We start from the raw sequence: 21,600 nt of genomic DNA on the forward strand, positions 1-21,600 counted from the left end.
TCGTCAGCCCGGATTGACCGTTGATAATTTATTCAACGGGCATTTGCGCCATATTGAGTTAAAGCGTGAATTATTGAGCAGCCGGGAGATAGCATAAGCAATGCTCTTTGGCTCTCGTCCGTGAACTACGGTATGCCCGACTAACACCGAGGCGCCATATTCGGTCCAGTTATCAAACAGAGACACTGCGACCGGCGGGATTTTCTTAATTAAATATTCCCAAGTCTGTTCATCGGACAGGTATCCGGCATGAAAGCAGTTTCTGGCTAAAAATGCGGCGGTTTCCAGATTCAGCCCGGCGCTATTGGTGCAACTGAGAATGGCATCTTGCTTGATGTAATAGTGTTCACATTGGTCTAATAACTTTTTGACGGCACCATTTTCCGCATCGAGCGTTATCGGCCTGGAACAGTTTTCAATTAGTTGATCGATGGTGTTTATTGCACTTTCCCGATCGGTAATTTTCCACGTTGTTTCTAACATCCCGGTAATTTTTTCTTGATCCAATCGCAGCGCCAGCACGTTTTCAGTACAGTCATTTATAGAAATAAATGCCGCACCTAACGCCATGTATTTTTGGTATTTTCCAGGTATGCGATATTTCTTAAGAAACTTTTTTAGCTGAGAACGTTCAGACATCTTTTTGAAAAAACTGGCCATACGAAACCTCGATATAGAGTCTAATGCTTGTCAGTCTAGGGAAATGAATAACGATGATGAGAGGGTGACCCTGTCGTCATCCCGTTGAAGAACGGGGTTCAGCCCCTAAGCTAAGTACTAATTTGTGGGCTAAAATTTTGGACCTCCGCTTTTGCGGGGTGACGAGAGAGTAGCCATGTCGTCATCCCGTTGAAAAACGGGATCCAGCCCTTAAGCTAAGTACTAATTTGTGGGCTAAAACCTGAGATCTCCGCTTTGGCGGGGATGACGAGAGAGTAGCCATGTCGTCATCCCGTTGAAAAACGGGATCCAGCCCTTAAGCTAAGTACTAATTTGTGGGCTAAAACCTGAGATCTCCGCTTTGGCGGGGATGACGGTGGAGCCACAGAGGAGCGGAAGCTCCTCTGGTTAACCAATTTCTATGCTAAAACTAATATCAGCTCTGTGTCGCCAGCTTCGGTGACTTATTGGTTTCAGACGGATGGGTATCCTTAATCACCGTCCATAGAACCACCGCACCAATCAAGTCTAAGAATCCCAGAATAATAAAGAACGGGCCATAACCGATAGTAACCACTAACGCACCCATCAGCAGGTTAAAGGACAGCTGTCCTGCCCAGGCTGCTGAACCGGCTAAACCGGTTACGGTAGCTACTTCACTTTTCTTAAACAGGTCTGAAGCCAGAGTAATAACCAGCGTTGAAAGCATCTGATGGGCAAAACCACCGAGACTGATCAGCGCAATCGCCACATAAGCACTTTCAACAATGCTAACAAAGCCGATAGCGGTCATCAATACTGCTGCAATGGTAAAACCAATACGGCGTGAGTTAACCGTAGTGATATTACAACGCTTAATCAGGAATGCGGTCAGGAAGCCACCGGCAACGCAACCAAAGTCAGCGGCCAGGAACGGTAACCATGCAAACATCGCGATCTCTTTGATCGGCATATGCATCACTTGAGTTAGGTATAAAGGCATCCAGAAACTAATGGTACCCCAGGCCGGATCCGCAAGAAAGCGGGTAACGGCAATACCCCAGAAGTTACGCTGCTTTAGAATGACACCCATTGCCGGCTTTTCATTCTCAGTAGACTGAAGGTGTTTTTCCTGACCGTCAAAGATGTACTTCTTTTCTTCGTCAGTAAGGGCCGGGTGCTTTTCCGGTGAGTTATAAACCAGATACCAAATTATGGCGACAACTAAGCCAATACCACCGGTAATAACGAAAGCAGCTTCCCAGTTAAAGGTCAGAATGGCCCACACGACTAACGGCGGAGCTAACATTGCACCGATAGAGGTACCGACGTTAAACAAACCGCCGGCGATACCACGCTCGGAAGCAGGGAACCACTCAGCAGAGGTTTTCATACCGGCAGGAATAACAGACGCTTCGGTTAAGCCCATTAAACCACGCAGGAATGCCAGCCCTTGCCAAGTACCGACAAAGGCGTGAGCCATGTTGACCAGTGACCATGCTACGGCAAATATGAAGAAACCAATTTTCAGACCTACAACGTCGAGGATATAACCACAAATCGGCTGTGCGACGGTATAAGCCAGTTGGAATGCACTGATAATCCAGGAATATTGCTGTTCGGTAATATGTAATTCTGTAAATAATGTTGGCGCAGCAACGCTTAATGAGCTTCTAGCCAAATAGTTAACTATTGTGACTAAACAAACTAACGATATGATCCACCAGCGAAGATTTTTTATCTTCATAAGTAAAAGCCTCAGGAATTCTCTATGCCCGTAATGGCTAGCCTACCAATAGACAAGCCATAATGTTTGAAGTCGCCGCAAATACGTATTGCGGCATTATTATTTTTTTTAATTGGCGAAATAGCGGGATGCATTGCCGTAGCAGATATCAGCTACCATTTGCCCGACCAGTTCAAAATCATGGGGTAATTCGCCATCATCCATCCATTTACCCACCATTTCGCATAAAATACGGCGAAAATATTCGTGTCGGGTATAAGAGAGGAAGCTACGGGAATCTGTCAGCATGCCGACGAACTGGCTGAGTAACCCCATTTGAGACAGCTGCATAATTTGTCTTTGCATGCCGTCTTTCTGATCGTTAAACCACCATCCCGAACCGAACTGAACTTTGCCGGCAATACCGCCGCCCTGGAAGTTACCGCACATAGTGGCCAGTACTTCGTTATCACGCGGGTTGAGACAGTAGAGAATAGTTTTAGGCAGTTGATTATCGATATCCAGTGCGTTGAGCAACTGAGATAAGGCTTCTGCTACCGGACGATCGCCGATCGAGTCAAAGCCTGCGTCTGCACCAAGCAGCTTAAACATCCGCTGATTATTATTACGCAGAGCGCCTAAATGTAATTGCATAACCCAACCACGCTTAGCGTATTCACGACCAAGCCATACTTGAACTGCAGTACTAAACTGTGCGATTTCCAGCTCAGACAGAGGTTGTTGAGCCCGGCGCTTTTGCAAGATCAGATCGAGTTCAGCGGTAGCCGGTACCGGTGCATAGCGGATTACTTCAATACCGTGGTCAGCCGCAACGCAGCCGTGTTGGGCAAAATGGTCGAGGCGCTTAGCCAGGGCACTAAGCAGGTCGTTAAAGCCGCTAATAGAAACATCCGCGGCTTTTTCTAACAGCGGTAAATAGTCAGTGAAGCCCGGCAGGTCAATCTTAAAAGCCCGATCCGGGCGCCAGCTAGGACGAACCTGAATATCAAAACTGGCATCTTTAGCAATCGCCTGATGGTGAACCAGTGAATCGATAGGATCGTCAGTTGTACCGACCATTTTCACATTCATTTGCTGCATAATGCCGCGGGCTGAGAACTCTGGCGTAGCCAGCAGTTCATTCGCCTGATGCCAGACTTTTTCCGCATTTTGCGGGCCAAATTGAATATTTTCGATACCAAAAGGGCGTCTTAACTCAAGATGCGTCCAATGATAAATCGGGTTACCTAATGTTTTAGGAACAACGGCAGCCCAGGCTAAATATTTGTCATAGTCATCGGCATTGCCGGTGATCAATTGCTCATCAACGCCGGCGGTGCGTAGTACGCGCCATTTGTAATGGTCACCGGCCAGCCAGATTTCGGCTAAATTGTTAAACTGCCGATTTTCTGCCACATCTTTTGGCGGCAAATGGCAATGGTAGTCAAAAATAGGCTGCGGTGCAGCATAGTCAAAGTAGAGTCGCTCTGCGGCTGAAGTGCTCAGCAGAAAGCTATCATTCATAAAGGGCTTCATTAAATTACTCCCTGCGATTTAAGATTCTCTATGCTTTTTTGTGCGCCGTTTTGCATCAGGAACAGGTAACTTTCTGTTACTTTCTCGACAAAACGTGGGTTGTTTGGCAACCGATCGCCAAAGACTGCGCTAAGGCCCAGTAGCGCATTAACCCGTTCTGTCCCATCCTGCGAGCGGCTAACGATATCGGCCAGAACGTCGGCCATAGGGTCACGAATATCAATCGGTTGTTGGTTGTCATCGACACCACCGATATAGCGCATCCAACCGGCAACACCCAGCGCTAAACAGTCAAAATTACTGTTATGTGCCAAGTGCCAACGGGAAGAGTCCAGCATCCGCTGGGGTAATTTTTGGGTACCGTCCATGGCAATTTGCCAAGTGCGGTGTTTAAGAGACGGGTTGCTATAACGCTCAATTAAACGGTCGGCGTAAGCCGCGAGGTCAACGTTATCTACGCTCAGCGTCGGAGCCTGTTCTTTTAACATCAAATGATGTGCCGCTGCGCGATATGATGCGTCAGTCATACAGTCATTGATGTGCTGATAGCCGGCAAGATAGCCTAAATAGGCTAGGAAGGAGTGGCTGCCGTTTAGCATACGCAGTTTCATTTCTTCATACGGCAGAACGTCTTTTACCAATTCAGCACCGGCTAACTCCCATTCAGGGCGACCGGCAACGAAATTGTCTTCAACCACCCATTGAATAAAGGGCTCACAGGCAATACCAACAGGGTCGCTAAAGCCGAGCGCTTGGCTAATTTCAGCCAGGGCTTCATCCGTTGCCGCCGGTACAATGCGGTCAACCATGGTGCTAGGGAAACTGACGTTTTGTTCAATCCATTCGGCTAAGTCTCGATCGCGGGCTTTGGCCAGATCCAGTACAGCCTGCTTCACGATATGGCCATTCTCTGGAATGTTGTCACAGGAAAGGACGGTGAACGGAGCCAGTCCACGGGCTCGGCGGCGATACAGCGCTTCAACGATGGTTCCCGCCGCCGTTGACGGCCTAGTTGGATTAGCCAAATCGGCTTGAATTGCCGGGTTATTCAGGTCCAAGCCACCACCACCGGGTAATACACAGTAGCCTTTTTCTGTAATGGTCAGTGAGACAATAGCGACCTGTGGTTCAGCCATTTTTTCCAGTACGGCATCAATGCCGTCTATTGCCGGATGTAATGACTCTTTAACTGAACCGATAACAATGCACTTATTGCTTTCAGCGCCTTTTTCCAGCACGGAATAGAGGTGGTCTTGCTGGCGCAGTGATTTAATCAATGATTCGCCGCCAACTAAGTTAACTTCACAGATACCCCAGTCACCTTTGGTTTGGTTCAATACGCGATCGGTTAACAACGCTTGATGCGCGCGATGGAAGGCACCAAATCCTAAATGAACGATGCGAGTTTGCAGCTTTTTACGATCGTATTCCGGAGATAGAACGGACTGTGGTAATAAACTTTTTCCTAACATAGGGATATCCCTCTTAGATTGTTAATGCGGTCATACCAAAATAAAAAAAGATATTTTAATATTATTATTCATGGTGATAGTGATATTTTTCGATGAGTTTTTATCTGACTGGTTTACCTTTAGGCGGTGAAAGTTATCATAGTTGTCAGTCCAATTTTGAGATCCAAACCACATAAATCAAATAATAAGCATTAAAATTGGTTTTTATCTGGATTTTATCCTATTTATATGGGGTATTTATTCTTAATGCATTGAATATAATGGATAAATCAATATGTCAATAATTGGTTGACCAATGTTGTGGCTATAGGCTATGTTATGTCAATAATTTGGTTGGTATGGTATTTTACTCAGCCCGGTATATACCCTAATTCACAGCCAAAGAAGGATTTCTATTATGCTTAATGCTAAGCGCCTCTATCAGGAACTCGGTATAAAACTCAAAGAGTTACTAAGTTCGGGGCGTTATCCGGTAGGCTCTCGTTTACCGCCGGAGAGAGATATAGCGGAACAGTTTGGTGTTAGCCGTGCCGTAGTACGCGAAGCGTTAATCATGCTGGAACTGGAAAATCTGATTGATGTTCGTAAGGGTTCGGGCGTTTATGTGATTAATACCGTCAGCGATGAAAAAAGTGCCTTAAAAACAACAGATGATGATATCGGGCCTTTTGAATTACTTCAGGCAAGACAATTGCTTGAAAGTAATATAGCTGCATTCGCTGCAACACAGCTCATCAAGTCAGATATTGCTGACATGATGAATGCTCTGGAACTTGAGCGACAGGCGCTGGAAAGTGGCCGGACAGATTATGACGACGATGAGCTTTTTCACATGTTGATAGCTCGCGCGACACAGAATTCAGTGCTGGAAAGTATGGTTCACGACCTGTGGGTTCGCCGACAGAATAGCCCGATGTGGCAGAAGCTACATACCCATATTGTGGACCAAAGTTATCGGCGCAAATGGCTTGAAGACCATCGTAAGATCTTGCTGGCTCTACAGCATCGGGATCCGGAAGGGGCCAAGCATGCCATGTGGCAACATTTAGAGAATGTAAAATTGACGCTGTTAGAACTGTCTAATAGTGACGATCTAGGGTTTGACGGTTATCTTTTTGATTCTGTCCCAGTGACTAAGTTGTAATGGCTGAACACCTGGAATATCAGAATTAATCAATACAGCGGTTCATCGGGTTAGCGCCTGATATGCCCGTCATACTTCAAGTTAACGGTGTATTAGCTGTGTTCGATTGTCCTGACCGCTTACTGATGTAAGTTTATCAGGACGGCTTTATCAGCTACTTTCCTGCGATTTGGAATATATCGGACAGAGCGTTGTGAATAGCCGTTTGAGATGAAATTCCAATATAAAAGGTGAATAAATCATGGAACAAACATGGCGTTGGTATGGCCCTAACGATCCGGTCTCTCTTGACGATATCCGTCAGGCGGGAGCCACAGGCGTAGTGACCGCACTACACCATATTCCAAACGGTGAAGTCTGGACAGTTGAAGAGATTCAAAAGCGCAAAGCCATTCTGGAAGCGAAAGGGTTAACTTGGTCCGTGGTCGAAAGTATTCCGGTTCACGAAGAGATCAAAACTCAATCCGGCAACTATAAACAGCATATTGCCAACTATCAGCAGTCGATTCGTAATCTGGCGACCTGTGGTATCGACACCGTATGCTACAACTTTATGCCTGTTCTGGACTGGACCCGTACCGATCTGGAATATGAATTACCGGACGGTTCTAAAGCGCTGCGTTTTGACCAGATTGCCTTTGCCGCCTTTGAATTGCATATTCTTAAGCGCCCGGGTGCTGAAGCTGATTATTCTGAAGAAGAAGTTAAGCAGGCTAAAGCTTATTTTGACGCCATGTCTCAGGCGGAAATTGATAAGTTAACCGGTAATATTATTGCCGGTCTGCCGGGTGCAGAAGAAGGCTATACGTTAGATCAGTTCCGCGCTCATCTGGCAACTTACGACGGTATTGATAAAGCTAAACTGCGTGAGCACATGGGCTATTTCCTTAGCCAAATCGTACCGGTTGCCGAAGCCGTTGGCCTGAAGCTGGCGGTTCATCCGGATGATCCACCGCGTCCAATCCTTGGCCTGCCGCGTATTGTTTCTACTATTGAAGATATGCAGTGGCTGAAAGATACCGTCGACAGTATCCATAACGGTTTTACCATGTGTACCGGATCTTACGGCGTACGCGGTGATAACGATTTAGTGAAGATGATCGAAACCTTTGGTGACCGTATTCACTTTACTCACCTGCGTTCAACCTGCCGGGAAGAGAATCCTAAAACCTTCCACGAAGGTGCACACCTGCAGGGCGACGTTGATATGTATTCGGTGGTGAAAGCCATTCTGACTGAAGAAGACCGCCGTCAGAAAGCCGGAAACTTCCGCGCTATTCCAATGCGTCCTGACCACGGTCACCAGATGCTGGACGATCTTAAGAAGAAAACCAACCCGGGTTATTCTGCTATCGGCCGCCTGAAAGGCCTGGCTGAAGTTCGCGGCGTTGAGCTGGCGATTAAGCGCGCATTCTTTAGCGATAATAAATAGTCTTTAATATCGGGTTTTGCCCGATAGGAATGCAATAAAAACCCCCGAAGGGTGCTACTTCTTCGGGGGTTTTTCTATTGAACTAACACTACAGCATTTTCCTGATGACATAATGCAGGATCCCGCCGTTCTGGTAGTAGGTCAGCTCATTACCGGTATCGATACGACATAGCGTATTAATGATTTCATGATGACCATCGGCATAGGTGATGGTCACCGGAACCTGCTGGCCCGGTTTAATAAAGGCCAGTCCGGTCACTGAAATCAGTTCATCGCCGCAGAGCTCAAGGACTTTACGGTTAGTATTCTCCGGGAATTCCAGCGGCAGAATTCCCATTCCAATCAGGTTGGAACGGTGGATTCGTTCGAAAGACTCAGCAATGACGACCCGCACCCCTAACAGCATTGGCCCTTTGGCCGCCCAGTCGCGGCTGGAACCGGAACCATACTCTTTACCGACAATCACGGCCAGCGGGATATCTTCCTGCTGATAACGCATGGCAGCATCGTAAATTGGCAAGATATCCTGCGACGGAATATGCCGGGTCATACCACCTTCAATGTCGGGTACCATTTCATTACGGATACGGATATTAGCGAAAGTACCGCGCATCATCACTTCATGATTTCCGCGGCGAGAACCGTAGGAGTTGAAGTCATTTTTATCAATACCGTGGTTGCTCAGGTAGTGCCCTGCAGGGCTATCGGCTTTGATATTACCGGCCGGAGAGATATGGTCGGTAGTCACCGAATCGCCGAGTATGGCAAGAATACGTGCCCCGTGAATATCCTGAACGATATCAGGTTCAGCCTGCATAGTGGTGAAAAATGGCGGATGGCGGATATAGGTTGAATCCTCTTGCCAGCGATAAGTCTGAGATTCATCAACCTTAATCGATTGCCACTCTTTATCGCCGTTAAATACTTCAGCATATTCCTTATGGAACATCTCTGCATTTACGCCTTCAACCGCTTTTGCAATCTCCTGCGCTGAAGGCCAGATATCTTTTAGATACACCGGCGCACCGGTTCTATCTTGGCCTAGCGGCTCTTGCGTCAGGTCGGTTCTCATATTACCGGCCAGTGCGTAAGCGACCACTAACGGTGGTGATGCCAGCCAGTTAGTTTTAACCAGCGGATGAATCCGGCCTTCAAAGTTACGGTTACCCGACAGCACGGCACCCACGGTCAGATCGCCTTGCTTAATCGCCGCTTCGATAGCCGGCGCAAGTGGCCCTGAGTTACCGATACAGGTGGTACAGCCATAGCCGACCAGATTAAATCCTAGTGCTTCCAGATAAGGCGTCAGACCGGCAGCGTCCAGATATTCAGTGACCACTTTTGAACCCGGAGCCAAGGATGATTTAACCCACGGCTGGCGCTGTAAACCTTTCTCTACCGCCTTTTTAGCCAGTAAACCGGCAGCAATCATCACGCTGGGGTTAGAGGTGTTAGTACAGGAGGTAATGGCGGCAATAGCCACCATACCTTGCCTCAAAATTAGATTCTTACCGTCTAACACCATCGGCACGCTGTCGGTGTTAGGCTGGGTTGAGGTCAGATCCAGATGCATTGCTGCGTCAAAGGCCTGCTTCACTTTAGCCAGGGCTACCCGATCCTGAGGGCGTTTAGGTCCGGCCAGGCTGGCTTCAACGCTGGAGAGGTCCAGCGATAATGAGCTGGTGAAAATCGGTTCATCACCGGGATAGCGCCATAAGCCCTGCGCTTTGGCGTAAGCCTCTACTAACTCAATTTGATGTGAGGTGCGGCCAGACAGCGCCATATAGCGCAGGGTTTCTTCATCGACCGGGAAGAATCCGCAGGTCGCCCCGAATTCCGGTGACATATTGGCAATAGTCGCCCGGTCTGCCAGCGGCAGGCGGGCCAGACCATCGCCATAAAACTCAACAAATTTACCGACTACGCCGTGCTTACGCAGCATTTGAGTGACGGTCAGTACTAAATCGGTGGCGGTAATGCCTTCGTTAAGCTGGCCGGTGAGTTTAAAACCGACCACGTCAGGGATGAGCATCGACACCGGCTGCCCCAGCATAGCGGCTTCGGCTTCAATACCGCCGACGCCCCAGCCGAGAATACCTAAACCATTAATCATGGTGGTATGGGAGTCAGTACCTACTAACGTATCCGGGTAAATCCAATTTTTGCCGTCCAGCTCTTCATGCCAGACGGTCTGGCCTAAATACTCTAAATTAACCTGATGACAAATACCGGTTCCCGGCGGGACTACTCTAAAGCGGCTAAAGGCTTTTTGCCCCCAGCGCAGAAAAGCATAGCGCTCATGATTGCGCTCCATCTCCAGACTGACGTTATTACCGAAAGCCTGAGACGTCGCGTATTCATCGACGGTAACGGAATGGTCAATAACCAGATCCGCCGGCGACAGTGGATTAACTTTAGATGCGTTGCCCCCCAGCCGCAAAACCGCTTCACGCATGGCGGCCAGATCGACAATGGCCGGCACGCCGGTAAAGTCTTGCATCAATACTCTTGCCGGGCGATAGGCGATTTCCCGATCGGCATGGCCTGTTTTTAGCCACTCAACTAATGCCGACAGATCGGACTCTTGCACGGTATCACCGTCAATAAATCGCAATAGGTTTTCTAACAGTACTTTGAGGGATTTCGGCAGCCGTTGAATATCGCCCAGTTGAGCGGCGGCCTTGGGCAAACTGTAATAATGATATTCTTGATGTGACACAGTCAGTCGGGCAAGACTCTGTTCACGTAGATTTGATGACATAGCTCCTCCGTTGATTATCAGAGAGTTCCGGTATCCGCCGGATTTTTTATAGTACGCTATTTAAAGATAACATAAAATTTCATCAACATTTTGTTAACATTTGTAAAGGTAGGGGAATATGGAAAATAAAGGAAATTAAGATAACCAAGAAGCCTTCACCTTTGTTATCGCGGCTCTTCTCCTTGTCATCCCCGTGAAAACGGAAACGCGAGCCGTAGGTGAAGCAAACATTCGCAAAGCGAATGGTCCGCAGGGTGAGCGCAGTGAATCATCCAAGGTTTTAGCTCACAAATGAACGCAGGGCCTAAGGGATGGATCCCGTTTTTCAACGGGATGACGAAGAACTCCCCCTCGTCATCGCCGTGAAAACGGGAACGCGAGCCGTAGGTGAAGCAAACATTCGCAAAGCGAATGGCCCGCAGGTTGAGCGCAGTGAATCATCCACGGTTTTAGCTCACAAACGAGCTCCGGGCCTAAGGGCTGGATCCCATTTTTCAACGGGATGAAGAAGAACTCCCCCTCGGCCGCGAGGAAAAGGTCATATTTCGACGTTCTTTTTACGGACGAAGCTGACGATAAAACTAAATTAAATCGTTTCGTCTGTAGTTTTATGGTTACTTACCATCCCCCAACATAATCGCCAGTCTATGACTTCCCGGATTAGCTTCCAGCATAATCTTCGCGACGATAGTTAACGGAACGGACAATAACATGCCCACCGGCCCCAGCAGCCAGCCCCAGAAAATCAAAGACAAAAAGACAATCAGCGTTGACAGGCCCAGCCCGCGCCCCATGATCCGGGGTTCAATAATATTGCCAATCATAAGGTTGACGGCAATATAGCAGCCCAGCACCGCCAAGCCGTCGGCAAAACCGTTAAATAACAGGGCTTGCAGAATAGGGGGAACGGCAGCAATAAATGAACCAATATTGGGAATATAGTTAAGCATAAAGCCCAGAACGCCCCACAGCATGGCGTATTTCACACCGATCCATGAGAGGAATCCCCAGATAATCATACCGGTAATGATGCTGATAACGGTTTTAATCGCCAGATAGCGGCTGATGCTATTAATCGCATTATTGATGCTAATCATGCCCTGAACCGGATTACTCAGTGACTTATTGAGCTTGTGGGGCAAGCTCTGAACTTCCAACAGCATAAAAACAACGGTCATCAGCAGCAAAAAGATATTGGTCATGACGCCGGAAAAGCTGGAAAGCATGGTGGTGAGAAAGCTGACTAACAGCGCCGGATCAAAGTATTGCATCAGCTCTTCACTGGAAATTTGAATATTTAGCTGAGCGGCATAAAACTGCAAATCCCGCAGGTGTTCGCCTATTAATCCGCGGTATTGAGGCAAAGTACGGGTGAAGTCGTTGAGCGATGAGCCGACAACGCTGGCGGTCGCCAGAAAGCCAATCACTATCGCCAGTGCAATCAAGATAACGGATATCACGTTAGGGATGCGAAACCGCGCCATAAAACGCACGACCGGATAGAGCACAATAGAGAGAAACAGCGCCAATAAAAAAGGAATAACTATTTGGGAGGCCGCTTTTATGCCAGATAAAATAATGACCAACGACGCTAACATAAGCATTGTTCTTAGGCCTACCGAGGATAATTTATTATTCAATGGCAACACTCGCTTATATATCCGTCATACTTCAAATTGTTGCAACTTGAAGCATTTGGCTATGGTTTATTAACGCTATAAATATTATCACACAGATACGTTATTCTTGCCCGTTTGGCTGCTTCTCTGATGTGATTTGTTGGCTCAGATACTTTAAATCCGGCTTACCGATTGGCGTTAACGGGATTTCATGCAGAAATACAATCTCTTCAGGCATTTGATAGCGGGCAATTCGTTCGCTGAGCCACAGCTTGAGCTGTTCCGCGGTAAGACTATCGGGTTGCTGAGTAACAATAAAGGCTTTTAGTCGCTGCCCGAACTCGGCATTTGGAATACCGATAACAACGCATTCGCTGATTATCGGATGCTGAGTTATCGCATCTTCCAGCTCAACGGGATACACATTCTCTCCGCCGGAAACTATCATGCTGTCAGCCCGACCACTTAAGTAATAATAGCCGTCAGCATCATGGAACCCAAGGTCGCCGGTTTCAATCAGATCGCCGTTATTTTGAGCGGCCCACGGACACTTAATGGCTAATCTGCCGACCACATGATGTTGATACACCGGCAATCCGCTTTGATTGTCCAACAACTGAATGGTCAGCCCTTCAATCGGAATACCAATAGTACTGGCACTGTGAGCCAAATCGCGCGGGGTGGCGATAGTACAGATTCCGGCTTCAGATGTGCCATATAAGTTAAATAATTTATCGCCCAGCTGTGTACGGGTATCGGCCACCAAGCGCGGTTGTAACTGAGCGCCGCCGGAAATAATACAGCGCAAGCAGAGCAACTTATCGGCTGAGCGATAGAGCATTCTGCTGAGCATCAGCGGAACCAGCGTAATGACTTCAATTTGATGCTCAGCAATCAGATGGCTGGCGTTATCGGCATCGAACTTACGCGTCAGGTAGACCGTGGCTCCCATTAACGTGGCAATGCTGAGCGTTGCTAAGCCGAAACCGTGATACACCGGCGTGGCTATATAAATTGATCGGTAGTGAAATAGCTCAAGCTTAGTCAGCAGGGCATACAGTGGATTAAGAAAGGCAAACAGCGACGGCTTTCGTGCAGCGGCTTTGAAGTCACCGGTGCTGCCGCTGGTTAACACAATAATTTTTCCCGGGCCATGTTTGATCTGCTTAGCGAGCAAGCCTGAAGTATGCGCATAAGATTGAATAGATACGCTGTCGCTATTCTCTGCCGGAATAGCCGTCCCGCTGAAACCGGCTTCGGCCAGTAGCGGGGCGATATTGGCGTCATGAATAATCAGATCAAACTGATGTTTGTCGATAAAAGCAGAGAACTGCCGCAGGTTTATTTCAGTATTCAGCAAATAGATATCAGCCCCTGCGTAGGAACAGGCAAACAGTGATTTCAGCAATAAGGCATGGTTGCGGCAAATTAATGCCACTTTATGACCGGGCTTTAGCCGGTGGTGATGGCAAAGGGCTGACGCAATATTCCTGCTCTGTTGGTAGAGTTGCGCATAAGTCAGGGTGCCGCTGTCGTCTTGCACCGCAATACGCTGCGGGTAAAGTCTGGCGCTGAAACCGAGCAGGGCCATCAGATTGATACCGTTAGCCCGAATTGACTGAATTAAAGTATATAACCCGTTCGGAGTGAGGATATTTAACTTAATCAGTAGCCGGAGTTTATTTATCATATTTATCCATTAGCGTTTTTAGGGCTTTTTTTCAGACTTTTGGTTTCAAACTTTCCGTTTCAGACTTTTCGTTTCAGGTAGTGAGCACAACCCATCACCCACCAACGGTTAAATATTACCGAGCCCAGCTGACCAAAAATCGTCCATAGCGGTTTAAAGCAGGGTTTTCTGGTCTGGATTGCCCGACAGATAATCTCTGCCGCCTGAGGGGCGGAAATTGCCGGAACGGACTTATTGGCATACGTCGGCTGAATCATTCGGGTATTGACCAGCGGAAGATAAATAGAGGTTAACTGAACCCCCGATACCTGTAATTCAGGTTCCGCGCAGCGAAACCATTGGTCAAATGCGGATTTAGATGCCTGATAGGCAGCCCAGTAAGGTGCCGGCGCCAGTAATACGTTAACCGCCGAAATATTAATTATCTGCCCCTGATTCTGTTTCAGCTGTGGCAGTAACCCCATACAGAGCTGAACCGGGGCAAAATAGTTCAGCGCCATTGTGCGTTGAAAGTCATGCAGTCGGTCAGTTGAATCGGCAATAGATCGGCAAATGGATTTCCCGGCATTATTAATAAGAATATCAATACCGCCATAACGCTGCTTAACTTCATTAATCAGCCGTTCTGTCCGATCCTGCTGAGTCAGGTCAACGGCAAAAATCTGACAGCTGGCGACATGGGGTTCTATTTGTTGTTTTAGCTGACTCAGCTTCTCTTGCGTGCGGGCAACCAGAATCAAATGGATATTCATTCCTGATAGCATAGCGACCAGCGTTTCACCGATACCATAGCTGGCACCGGTGATTAGTATGGTTTTATTGTTGAGCTGCTGGCTGAGCCTGTTGCGATCCGGGCGCAGAAAAGGAAACAGAGCGTACTGATACCAGTGATAAGAATGAGATGAAAGCATAGGAGCCATCCGCGTTAGTACTTTTTATCGATTTTTGGCGAAATTATTCGGCAGTTCTGGCGATCTGACGCTGCTTATCTTCCGGCCCTAATCAGCCAAAGTGAAGGATACCTGATAGTTATCTGCCTAAACCACATAATAAAACTGCGGGATAGATCAACGCCGATAAAACCAGTGGTAGTATAATGGTATTACTTTGACTAAGCCCAGAGCTGCGTCGACTGTTATACACTTTTTCTGGTAACCAGACTGATATGAACCCAGCACATTCATCACTGATCCAACAGCTTTGTACGCGGCTTTCCCAAACCGATAATACACCCTTATACGTGAAATTTGCCGATACGGTGAAATTTGCAGTACGCACCGGCGTATTACATCAGGGAAATATGTTGCCCGGCGAGCGGGAGCTGAGCCAGCAAACCGGCGTGTCGCGTATTACGGTGCGCAAAGCAATGGAACTGCTCGATCAGGAAGGGGTAATTATTCGTTCCCGAGGCTACGGTACCCAGATCAGCGATAAGTTTGAGTATTCGCTTAAAGAAGCCAAAGGCTTTTCTCAACAGGTGGTTTTGCGGGGGAAAAAGCCCGATACCCTGTGGGTTAATAAGAGTGTGATTAGATGTTCGGAAGACGTTGCCGCAGAGCTTAAGATCCCGTCGAACAGCGATGTCTTTATGCTAAAGCGCATCCGCTATGTGGATAATCAGCCGGTTTCGATTGAAGAGTCCTACGTACCGGTGGCGCTGATTAAAGAGGTCGATGATATCGGCCTGTCGCTGTATGACTATTTCCGCAGCCAGAATATTTTTCCTCAGCGTACCAAAAGCAAAGTCAGTGCCCGTATGCCGGATGCTGATTTCCAGTCGCATATTAAGCTGGAAAATTCAGTTCCGGTGCTGGTGATTAAGCAGGTCGCCTTCGATCACCAAAATATACCGATTGAGTACAGTATTAATCAGTGCCGTAGCGATATGTATGTCTTTGTTTCTGAAGAGTAACCGGGCGGCCGTGTCTTTAAGTCCAAAGGGCTACGGGTCCAGAGCGCCTAAGGGCAGCGGTTTGAGAAAGATATTCCCTTATCTTTCAGCCGTGTGATTAATATCGGGCTAAATAGTCGATAAGTTGCTCTTTTAGCGGCGCACAGTCGCCACCCCGATGGCTGACAACGTATGAAGCCACCGCATTGCCCAGCATAACCGCCTCGCTGAGCGGCCAGCCGGAAGCCAGCCCGGCCAGAACGCCGCCGGCATGGCTATCACCCGCACCGATAGTATCAACTACCGTGGTTTCAAACGGGGCGACCCAGCCGGCAGTCAGGCTGTCACGGTAATATGCCCCTTCTTTATCCACTCGAATCACTAACGGACTGGCGTAATGTTTGAACCAGTCTTCGGCCAATGCTTCGGTATCGAGTTCTTTACCCGGCGTGCCGGAGAGCGTTGCGACAATATATTCAGCTTCCTGGCGATTTAGTGAAACCATTGGCTTACAGGCCATTAAGCGAGCAAGTTGTTCAGCCGACAGGTCTGAAATACGCGGGCCAAAGTCGATAAACAGATCGATGCTGTCAGGTAGTGACTCCGCCCACGAAATCAGCACTTCTCCGCAGGACGAAGAAAGCTGATAACCTGAAAGATAAACCAGAGAGTTCGCCTGAATTTTCAGGTTATCCAGCGTGTGGCGATCCCATTGGTTTTCTACTCCGCTAATGGAAAGAAAGGTACGTTCCCCGTCGGGTTCAACCAGCGCCAGACACCAACCGTTATCACCTTTGTCGGTTTCAATGGCTGAGACGATCTCATTTTCTGCCAAGGTTTTACGGATAATATCCGCCCAAATACCTTTTCCCATTGGTAAGGCATTAAGGGATGTCATCCCCAGCCGATGCAAAGCAATTGCAATATTCAACGCACAGCCGCCAATATTGACGCCCTGCTGGTGTAGCTCAATATCACTGCCCCGATGGGGCAGTGAATAGGCATCGGCAATAACATCGATAACCGCCGCGCCCACTACGCATACCGGGCGGCGGTTAGCCAGCGTAGGCAGTTGGTTAATCAGTTTAGACGTTGTCATAAGCCTTTTCCCTGAGGGTTCGCAGTGTCATAAATGACTGACTGTAGCGGGTGAAATCAAGCTGATTGACCCGATCCAACTGCTGCTTAAGTTTCATATCGATACCATCGATACCGTGCAAAGCACCGCAAATAGCCGTTGCCATCGCGCCGATTGTATCGGTATCTCCGCCTAAGTTAGCGCACAGTATTGCGCAGCGGTTAGGATCCGTTCCGGCCAGTTCAACCATGGCAATCGCCGCAGGCACTGACTCGATGGTACTGGTTCCTGCCCCGACTAATTGATAAATCTGCTCCATACCTTGTTCAATACCGGTGGCATTTCTTGCGGTATACAGCGCCAGCTCGATTCGGGCGGCCATTGATGCACTGAAGGTTGTTACGCGTTTTTCCTGCGCTGCTTTGGCAACCGCCGGTAGCTGGTCGCAAATTTGCGCCCAGTTTATACCGTCGATAGCTTTAGAGATTGCCCATGCTACGGCCACCGCGCCGGCAATAGCCACGTCAGATTTATGGGTGGGGCTGGAGGCGATGGTGATTTGATCGATAAAATCGTCCAGAGAGCGGGTTGGCAGCAGGCAGCCCAGCGGTGACACCCGCATCGCGGCGCCGTTGGTCACGCCATTGTTTTCTAATTCAGCAATCGGCGTTCCCTGCTTAATTGCATTCAGGGCGATCTTAGACGTAGGGCCGAGTACATTTTTGTTAAAGGCATCGAATTTTTCTGCCCAGCGCATGATATTCCGACCGATAATTTCAGGCTCTATCTTGCCGTGACATTCGATAATGGCATCGGCCAGTGCCAGTGCCATTGAGGTATCGTCGGTGAATTCTGCGGTATTAAAGTAGCAGGCAGCGTTATTTTCTTTCGGACCGGGCAAGAAGCTGTCTATCCAGCCAAAGTATGATTTGACCCGAGAACGGGGCCATAGCTCTGATGGCATACCCATCGCATCACCTAAAGCCTGGCCATAAAAGGCGCCTAAAATACGCTTCTCTTTGTTCATCATAAATCCTTAGTTTCTGACTGACTGCTGCGTTTTTATTTGCCTGAGAGCGGCAAATAAAAACGGATAATATTTTACGGTCTGGTTAATCAGGCTGTAGCGGGTTTACCGTTGTCTTGGGGAACATCAATCTCTTTGATATCACCGTCAGACTCTTTAAACATCAGCATAAAGATCAGGGTAATCACTACAATCATGCCGGCACCGAATCCCCACATGCCAGCCCAGTTAAATGTCTGACCGTTGATGGGTTCTGCGTTGGCAAATAACTTCTCCATCATCTGGCCGCCCAGGCTGTAACCCAGCAGGCTACCGAACCCCTGACAGCAGAGGGTAATAAGGCCCTGAGCCGCGGTTCTCATATGAATCGGCGCTTTTTTATCAACGTAAATATAGGCGGTCACATAGTAGAAGTCGTAGCTAACGCCGTGCAGCAGAATACCTAAGAACAGCAGGCCGTAGGTGAAGATATGATCTGCGCCACCGTAAACAAAGAAAGCGTAGCGAATAGCCGCAGTAATTAAGCCCAGCAGTAATACCTTTTTAATACCAAAACGTTTGGTAAAGAACGGCAGGGCCAGCATAAAGAAGATTTCAGAGAACTGTCCCAGCGTCATCCAGCCGGTTGCGTTTTTCATACCGACTTCGGTCAGGTAGCCATTGGCAAAGATATAGTAGAAGGCCAGCGGCATAGCAAACAGGAATGAACAGACAAAAAACACTAAGAAGTTGCGGTCTTTGAGTAATACGATGGCGTCCAGACCCAGCATGACTTTCATGCTCATTTTTCCTGTTCCCTTCGGCGGGGTGTTTGGCAGGACGAGGGCAAATACTCCCAGCAGAGCAGAGCTGGCCGCGGTAACGAGCAACGGAATATTGGTCGCTGAAATATCACCAAAGCCCATCATTGCAGGCAAGAAGCCGCAGGCAATACCTGATGCAATCCAGCCAATGGTGCCCATTACCCGAATGCGCGGGTAGTCACGCTCAACGTCTTCTACGTTTGAAAACGCAATGCTATTGGTTAATGCGATAGTTGGCATATAGGTCAAAGCATAGGCCAGCAGCAGCGGGAAAAATGTTCTGAACTCGGTTTGCTGAGCGGCGAAGAACATCAGAATAGCACCGGCAAACATCAGTACGGCGAGGACTTTTTGGGCGGCAAAGAATCGATCGGTAATTGATCCCACCAGAATAGGGGAGATAATCGCGGCAATCGCCGTACAGGCGTAAGACCAAGCGATTTGAGAGGGAGTAAATCCGCTTCCGTTCAGGAAGAGCCAAAGAGGGACAAACCAGGCCCCCCATATAAACCATTCAATGAACATCATGAATGAGAGTTTTGCTGTTATTTTATTCATCTTTCATTCCTTCCATGTTACTGGCAATAGGTATTATCGGGTACCTTATGACAATACCACTTGGTAATACCTTTGCAATACCATTAAATGGATTCTTTGAGCTGGTTAACATTGTTTCGCGTTGAGCGTATTGGTTCATCCTTGATGAGAAAGCTTAAATAGCCGGTATTTTCTTGGCGTTGTATCGCATAAGATACTGCACAATATCTTGTATCTTAAAAATATTTGGGTATGAGATCACTTATTATTGCCGTTGATAGGTGTAATAGAATTTGTCGGCTGGAGTGCTATGAACAAACAAAGCTTACAAGAAGCATTTTCTAGAATAACCATATGGAAAAAGGGTGAGCAACGAGCTCCTCACAAGCCTCTTTTGTTACTGTACGTCTTATCTGAATATAAAAAAGGGCATCAGCGTTTTTTTGATTTTGGTTCGGAAATCCAGGGGCCTTTACTAGAATTATTAAATAGTTTTGGACCAAGCCGGCGATCTCACTATCCTGCAATGCCATTCTGGCGTTTACAGGGGGATGGCTTTTGGTCGCTTAAGAATGCAGAGCGTTGCTCCCCCCGAATTGGGAGCAAAGAGCCTCCAAAACGGGAGTTGATAGACTTTGGCGTTGCGGGCGGCTTTGATGAGGCTGCCTATCAGTTATTGAAGGATAAACCAAAGCTTCTTGATAAATTAGCTCAGTACCTATTAGAGGCGCATTTTCCTGAGAGTGTTCAGGATATTATTGCCAATCGGTTAGGTTTTTCGTTGACGGAAGTACGTAAGGAGCGCGATCCTAAATTTAGACAGTCGGTTTTACGCGCCTATAATTATCAGTGCGCTGTATGCGGCTATAATCTTAAGCATGATTGTATTCCTGTTGGGTTAGAAGCAGCGCATATCAAATGGAAGCAGTCTGGTGGCCCCTGTTCAGTTAATAATGGTCTGGCATTATGTTCACTGCACCATGCAGCATTTGATATGGGAGCCATTGCTATTGATGAACATATGAAGTTGCTCGTATCCCAAGGCGTTAATGGTAATAATATTGTTGAACGTCTATTTTGGGATTTTGCTGGTAAAGAGATTGAATTACCAAAAAATAAAGGGGATTATCCTCAGGATTCATTTATTTATTGGCACCATCGTGAGGTTTTTCGGGGATAGTATATATTCTTTATGCCATACCTTTTTTCCTGCGTAGTGGTTAACGTAGTTAAACAACACACTTATTCCCCTATTGTTAAATAAAAAGGATATTCATTAATGACATCACGCTTGCTAGTAGCTCTTTCTCTCTGTTTTTATTCCTGTTTGGCCTTGGCGCAAACGGATTGGCGAGAGGGCGTCGTTTTCCCTAAATATGTCGGGGCATTGCACTCTGGCAGCGGTTTTAGCGGGATGTTGGTGGCGACATCGAATTCTGAATGGGATGATAACTGGACCATCGTGCCAGATGCACTGCCTGATTTTCATCGGGTTGAAAACGTGACTAAGGGTGAACAGATTTTTGTGCTTACCTTTTTCTCTAATCCGACCGTTAATGAGTACCAGGCCGTTGATATTGCCTGTGATTTACAGTTGGTTAAGCCCGACGGCAGTGCGTCATTTAGTAAGAAAGACGTAGCCTGTTTTCAAGGCATGCTGGTTGGTAACGTGACCGATCTGACGATGGCTATTCCGGTGATCGGCTTTACCAGCGAAGAGGGCGATCCTAAAGGCGTTTGGAAAGTGAATGTCACTCTTAAAGATAAGTTAGGCAAGCAACAGATACCGATGACGGTCAGTTTTACCAATAAGTAAATATTGGGCGTTGGAATTTATACCCCTGATCCTCGGGATGATTCCCCGGTCTGCTCATCCCCATGAAAACGGGAACGCGGGCCGTAGGTGAAGCAAACATTCGCATAGCGAATTGCTCGCAGGGTGAGCGCAGCGAATCATCCCGGTTTTATAACCAGTGAGTATTTGGCTTAAGGGCCGGACCCCGTTTTTCAACCTGTCTCTTGATCAGATCTCCTGATCAAGAGACTTCGCCAGCCTGTAGCCTTCAACTATATCCTGAAGTTTGAACCACCCCTCCCATATCACTATCCAGCCAGCCCGTCCCGTGCGTTTGCTATCATGCCAGTGACCCATTTTAGCCAACGACAGATACGCCCATTTCAGGTTCGGTGCCTTTTTCGGCAACTCTTTTCCTTCCTGTTTGACCCACAGTAACTTCCATTCGAT

At 47.7% G+C, this 21,600-nt stretch carries 17 protein-coding genes and 1 pseudogene; 6 read left to right on the forward strand and 12 right to left on the reverse strand.

Features of this window, described 5'->3' with window-relative positions:
- Positions 1-3 precede the first annotated feature (3 nt).
- The 4 genes from YWE_RS0111475 to YWE_RS0111490 form a co-directional block, all read right to left on the reverse strand.
- Positions 4-660, reverse strand: coding sequence for a DUF1266 domain-containing protein (locus tag YWE_RS0111475; RefSeq protein WP_029094662.1), 657 nt, complete (start codon positions 658-660; stop codon positions 4-6).
- A gap of 436 nt (positions 661-1,096) precedes the next feature.
- The gene (locus YWE_RS0111480) at positions 1,097-2,386 is read right to left on the reverse strand and encodes an MFS transporter (protein ID WP_029094663.1); all 1,290 of its coding nucleotides are present in this window, start codon (positions 2,384-2,386) and stop codon (positions 1,097-1,099) included.
- A 108-nt stretch (positions 2,387-2,494) separates the two neighbouring features.
- Entirely contained in the window at positions 2,495-3,901 is a 1,407-nt protein-coding gene (uxaC, locus tag YWE_RS0111485) for a glucuronate isomerase (RefSeq protein ID WP_029094664.1), read from the reverse strand.
- Entirely contained in the window at positions 3,901-5,379 is a 1,479-nt protein-coding gene (locus YWE_RS0111490; RefSeq protein ID WP_029094665.1) for a mannitol dehydrogenase family protein, read from the reverse strand. Before YWE_RS0111490 ends, uxaC begins: the two co-directional genes overlap by 1 nt.
- 391 nt (positions 5,380-5,770) lie before the next feature.
- Between YWE_RS0111490 and YWE_RS0111495 the strand changes: the two genes are divergently transcribed.
- Both YWE_RS0111495 and uxuA read left to right on the forward strand, forming a co-directional pair.
- Positions 5,771-6,517, forward strand: coding sequence for an FCD domain-containing protein (locus YWE_RS0111495; protein WP_036015802.1), 747 nt, complete (start codon positions 5,771-5,773; stop codon positions 6,515-6,517).
- A gap of 241 nt (positions 6,518-6,758) precedes the next feature.
- Positions 6,759-7,949, forward strand: a complete 1,191-nt coding sequence (gene uxuA, locus YWE_RS0111500; protein WP_029094667.1) for a mannonate dehydratase — start codon at positions 6,759-6,761, stop codon at positions 7,947-7,949.
- Positions 7,950-8,037: 88 nt separating this feature from the next.
- Here uxuA and acnA read toward each other — a convergent pair whose 3' ends face one another.
- Entirely contained in the window at positions 8,038-10,710 is a 2,673-nt protein-coding gene (gene acnA / locus YWE_RS0111505) for an aconitate hydratase AcnA (protein WP_029094668.1), read from the reverse strand.
- A gap of 311 nt (positions 10,711-11,021) precedes the next feature.
- Here acnA and YWE_RS0111510 point away from each other — a divergent pair, with 311 nt between their 5' ends.
- On the forward strand, positions 11,022-11,216 hold the full coding sequence (locus tag YWE_RS0111510) for a hypothetical protein (protein WP_029094669.1): 195 nt from the start codon (positions 11,022-11,024) through the stop codon (positions 11,214-11,216).
- 108 nt (positions 11,217-11,324) lie between these two features.
- Here the strand turns inward: YWE_RS0111510 and YWE_RS0111515 are convergent, their stop codons facing one another.
- The 3 genes from YWE_RS0111515 to YWE_RS0111525 all read right to left on the reverse strand — a co-directional run bounded on the left by YWE_RS0111515 (position 11,325) and on the right by YWE_RS0111525 (position 14,930).
- Positions 11,325-12,350 (reverse strand): AI-2E family transporter, encoded by a 1,026-nt coding sequence (locus YWE_RS0111515; RefSeq protein ID WP_036015815.1) that lies wholly within the window; start codon positions 12,348-12,350, stop codon positions 11,325-11,327.
- 100 nt (positions 12,351-12,450) lie between these two features.
- On the reverse strand, positions 12,451-14,019 hold the full coding sequence (locus YWE_RS0111520) for an AMP-binding protein (RefSeq protein WP_029094671.1): 1,569 nt from the start codon (positions 14,017-14,019) through the stop codon (positions 12,451-12,453).
- Positions 14,020-14,078: 59 nt separating this feature from the next.
- Positions 14,079-14,930, reverse strand: coding sequence for an SDR family NAD(P)-dependent oxidoreductase (locus YWE_RS0111525; protein WP_036015803.1), 852 nt, complete (start codon positions 14,928-14,930; stop codon positions 14,079-14,081).
- Positions 14,931-15,184: 254 nt separating this feature from the next.
- On the opposite strand from YWE_RS0111525, the gene YWE_RS0111530 reads away from it, so the two are divergent.
- Positions 15,185-15,931 (forward strand): GntR family transcriptional regulator, encoded by a 747-nt coding sequence (locus tag YWE_RS0111530; RefSeq protein ID WP_029094673.1) that lies wholly within the window; start codon positions 15,185-15,187, stop codon positions 15,929-15,931.
- Positions 15,932-16,028: 97 nt separating this feature from the next.
- Here YWE_RS0111530 and YWE_RS0111535 read toward each other — a convergent pair whose 3' ends face one another.
- The 3 genes from YWE_RS0111535 to YWE_RS0111545 form a co-directional block, all read right to left on the reverse strand.
- The gene (locus YWE_RS0111535; protein ID WP_029094674.1) at positions 16,029-17,009 is read right to left on the reverse strand and encodes a PfkB family carbohydrate kinase; all 981 of its coding nucleotides are present in this window, start codon (positions 17,007-17,009) and stop codon (positions 16,029-16,031) included.
- Positions 16,996-18,015, reverse strand: a complete 1,020-nt coding sequence (locus YWE_RS0111540) for an ADP-ribosylglycohydrolase family protein (protein ID WP_036015804.1) — start codon at positions 18,013-18,015, stop codon at positions 16,996-16,998. The genes YWE_RS0111535 and YWE_RS0111540 overlap by 14 nt, the downstream gene beginning before the upstream one ends.
- Before the next feature lie 89 nt (positions 18,016-18,104).
- Positions 18,105-19,376 (reverse strand): nucleoside permease, encoded by a 1,272-nt coding sequence (locus YWE_RS0111545; protein WP_029094676.1) that lies wholly within the window; start codon positions 19,374-19,376, stop codon positions 18,105-18,107.
- Between the two features lie 289 nt (positions 19,377-19,665).
- Here YWE_RS0111545 and YWE_RS0111550 point away from each other — a divergent pair, with 289 nt between their 5' ends.
- Together YWE_RS0111550 and YWE_RS27120 are read left to right on the forward strand one after the other, a co-directional pair.
- Positions 19,666-20,535 carry a phosphorothioated DNA-binding restriction endonuclease gene (locus YWE_RS0111550; protein WP_029094677.1) on the forward strand — a complete coding sequence of 290 codons (870 nt, stop codon included), beginning with the start codon at positions 19,666-19,668 and terminating at the stop codon, positions 20,533-20,535.
- A 99-nt stretch (positions 20,536-20,634) separates the two neighbouring features.
- On the forward strand, positions 20,635-21,171 hold the full coding sequence (locus YWE_RS27120; protein WP_051323304.1) for a hypothetical protein: 537 nt from the start codon (positions 20,635-20,637) through the stop codon (positions 21,169-21,171).
- 207 nt (positions 21,172-21,378) lie between these two features.
- On the opposite strand, the pseudogene YWE_RS0111560 reads toward YWE_RS27120, so the two are convergent.
- Positions 21,379-21,600: pseudogene (locus YWE_RS0111560) on the reverse strand (IS4 family transposase); the annotation flags it as partial.

This window comes from Budvicia aquatica DSM 5075 = ATCC 35567, from assembly GCF_000427805.1.
In the GTDB taxonomy this organism is placed as follows: Bacteria; Pseudomonadota; Gammaproteobacteria; order Enterobacterales; family Enterobacteriaceae; genus Budvicia; species Budvicia aquatica.

Coding starts and splice junctions, on each gene's coding strand:
- YWE_RS0111475 (WP_029094662.1), bottom strand. CDS start 660: ATGGCCAGTTTTTTCAAAAAGATGTCTGAACGTTCTCAGCTAAAAAAG.
- YWE_RS0111480 (WP_029094663.1), bottom strand. CDS start 2,386: ATGAAGATAAAAAATCTTCGCTGGTGGATCATATCGTTAGTTTGTTTA.
- uxaC (WP_029094664.1), bottom strand. CDS start 3,901: ATGAAGCCCTTTATGAATGATAGCTTTCTGCTGAGCACTTCAGCCGCA.
- YWE_RS0111495 (WP_036015802.1), top strand. CDS start 5,771: ATGCTTAATGCTAAGCGCCTCTATCAGGAACTCGGTATAAAACTCAAA.
- uxuA (WP_029094667.1), top strand. CDS start 6,759: ATGGAACAAACATGGCGTTGGTATGGCCCTAACGATCCGGTCTCTCTT.
- acnA (WP_029094668.1), bottom strand. CDS start 10,710: ATGTCATCAAATCTACGTGAACAGAGTCTTGCCCGACTGACTGTGTCA.
- YWE_RS0111510 (WP_029094669.1), top strand. CDS start 11,022: ATGGATCCCGTTTTTCAACGGGATGACGAAGAACTCCCCCTCGTCATC.
- YWE_RS0111520 (WP_029094671.1), bottom strand. CDS start 14,019: ATGATAAATAAACTCCGGCTACTGATTAAGTTAAATATCCTCACTCCG.
- YWE_RS0111525 (WP_036015803.1), bottom strand. CDS start 14,930: ATGCTTTCATCTCATTCTTATCACTGGTATCAGTACGCTCTGTTTCCT.
- YWE_RS0111530 (WP_029094673.1), top strand. CDS start 15,185: ATGAACCCAGCACATTCATCACTGATCCAACAGCTTTGTACGCGGCTT.
- YWE_RS0111535 (WP_029094674.1), bottom strand. CDS start 17,009: ATGACAACGTCTAAACTGATTAACCAACTGCCTACGCTGGCTAACCGC.
- YWE_RS0111540 (WP_036015804.1), bottom strand. CDS start 18,015: ATGAACAAAGAGAAGCGTATTTTAGGCGCCTTTTATGGCCAGGCTTTA.
- YWE_RS0111545 (WP_029094676.1), bottom strand. CDS start 19,376: ATGAATAAAATAACAGCAAAACTCTCATTCATGATGTTCATTGAATGG.
- YWE_RS0111550 (WP_029094677.1), top strand. CDS start 19,666: ATGAACAAACAAAGCTTACAAGAAGCATTTTCTAGAATAACCATATGG.
- YWE_RS27120 (WP_051323304.1), top strand. CDS start 20,635: ATGACATCACGCTTGCTAGTAGCTCTTTCTCTCTGTTTTTATTCCTGT.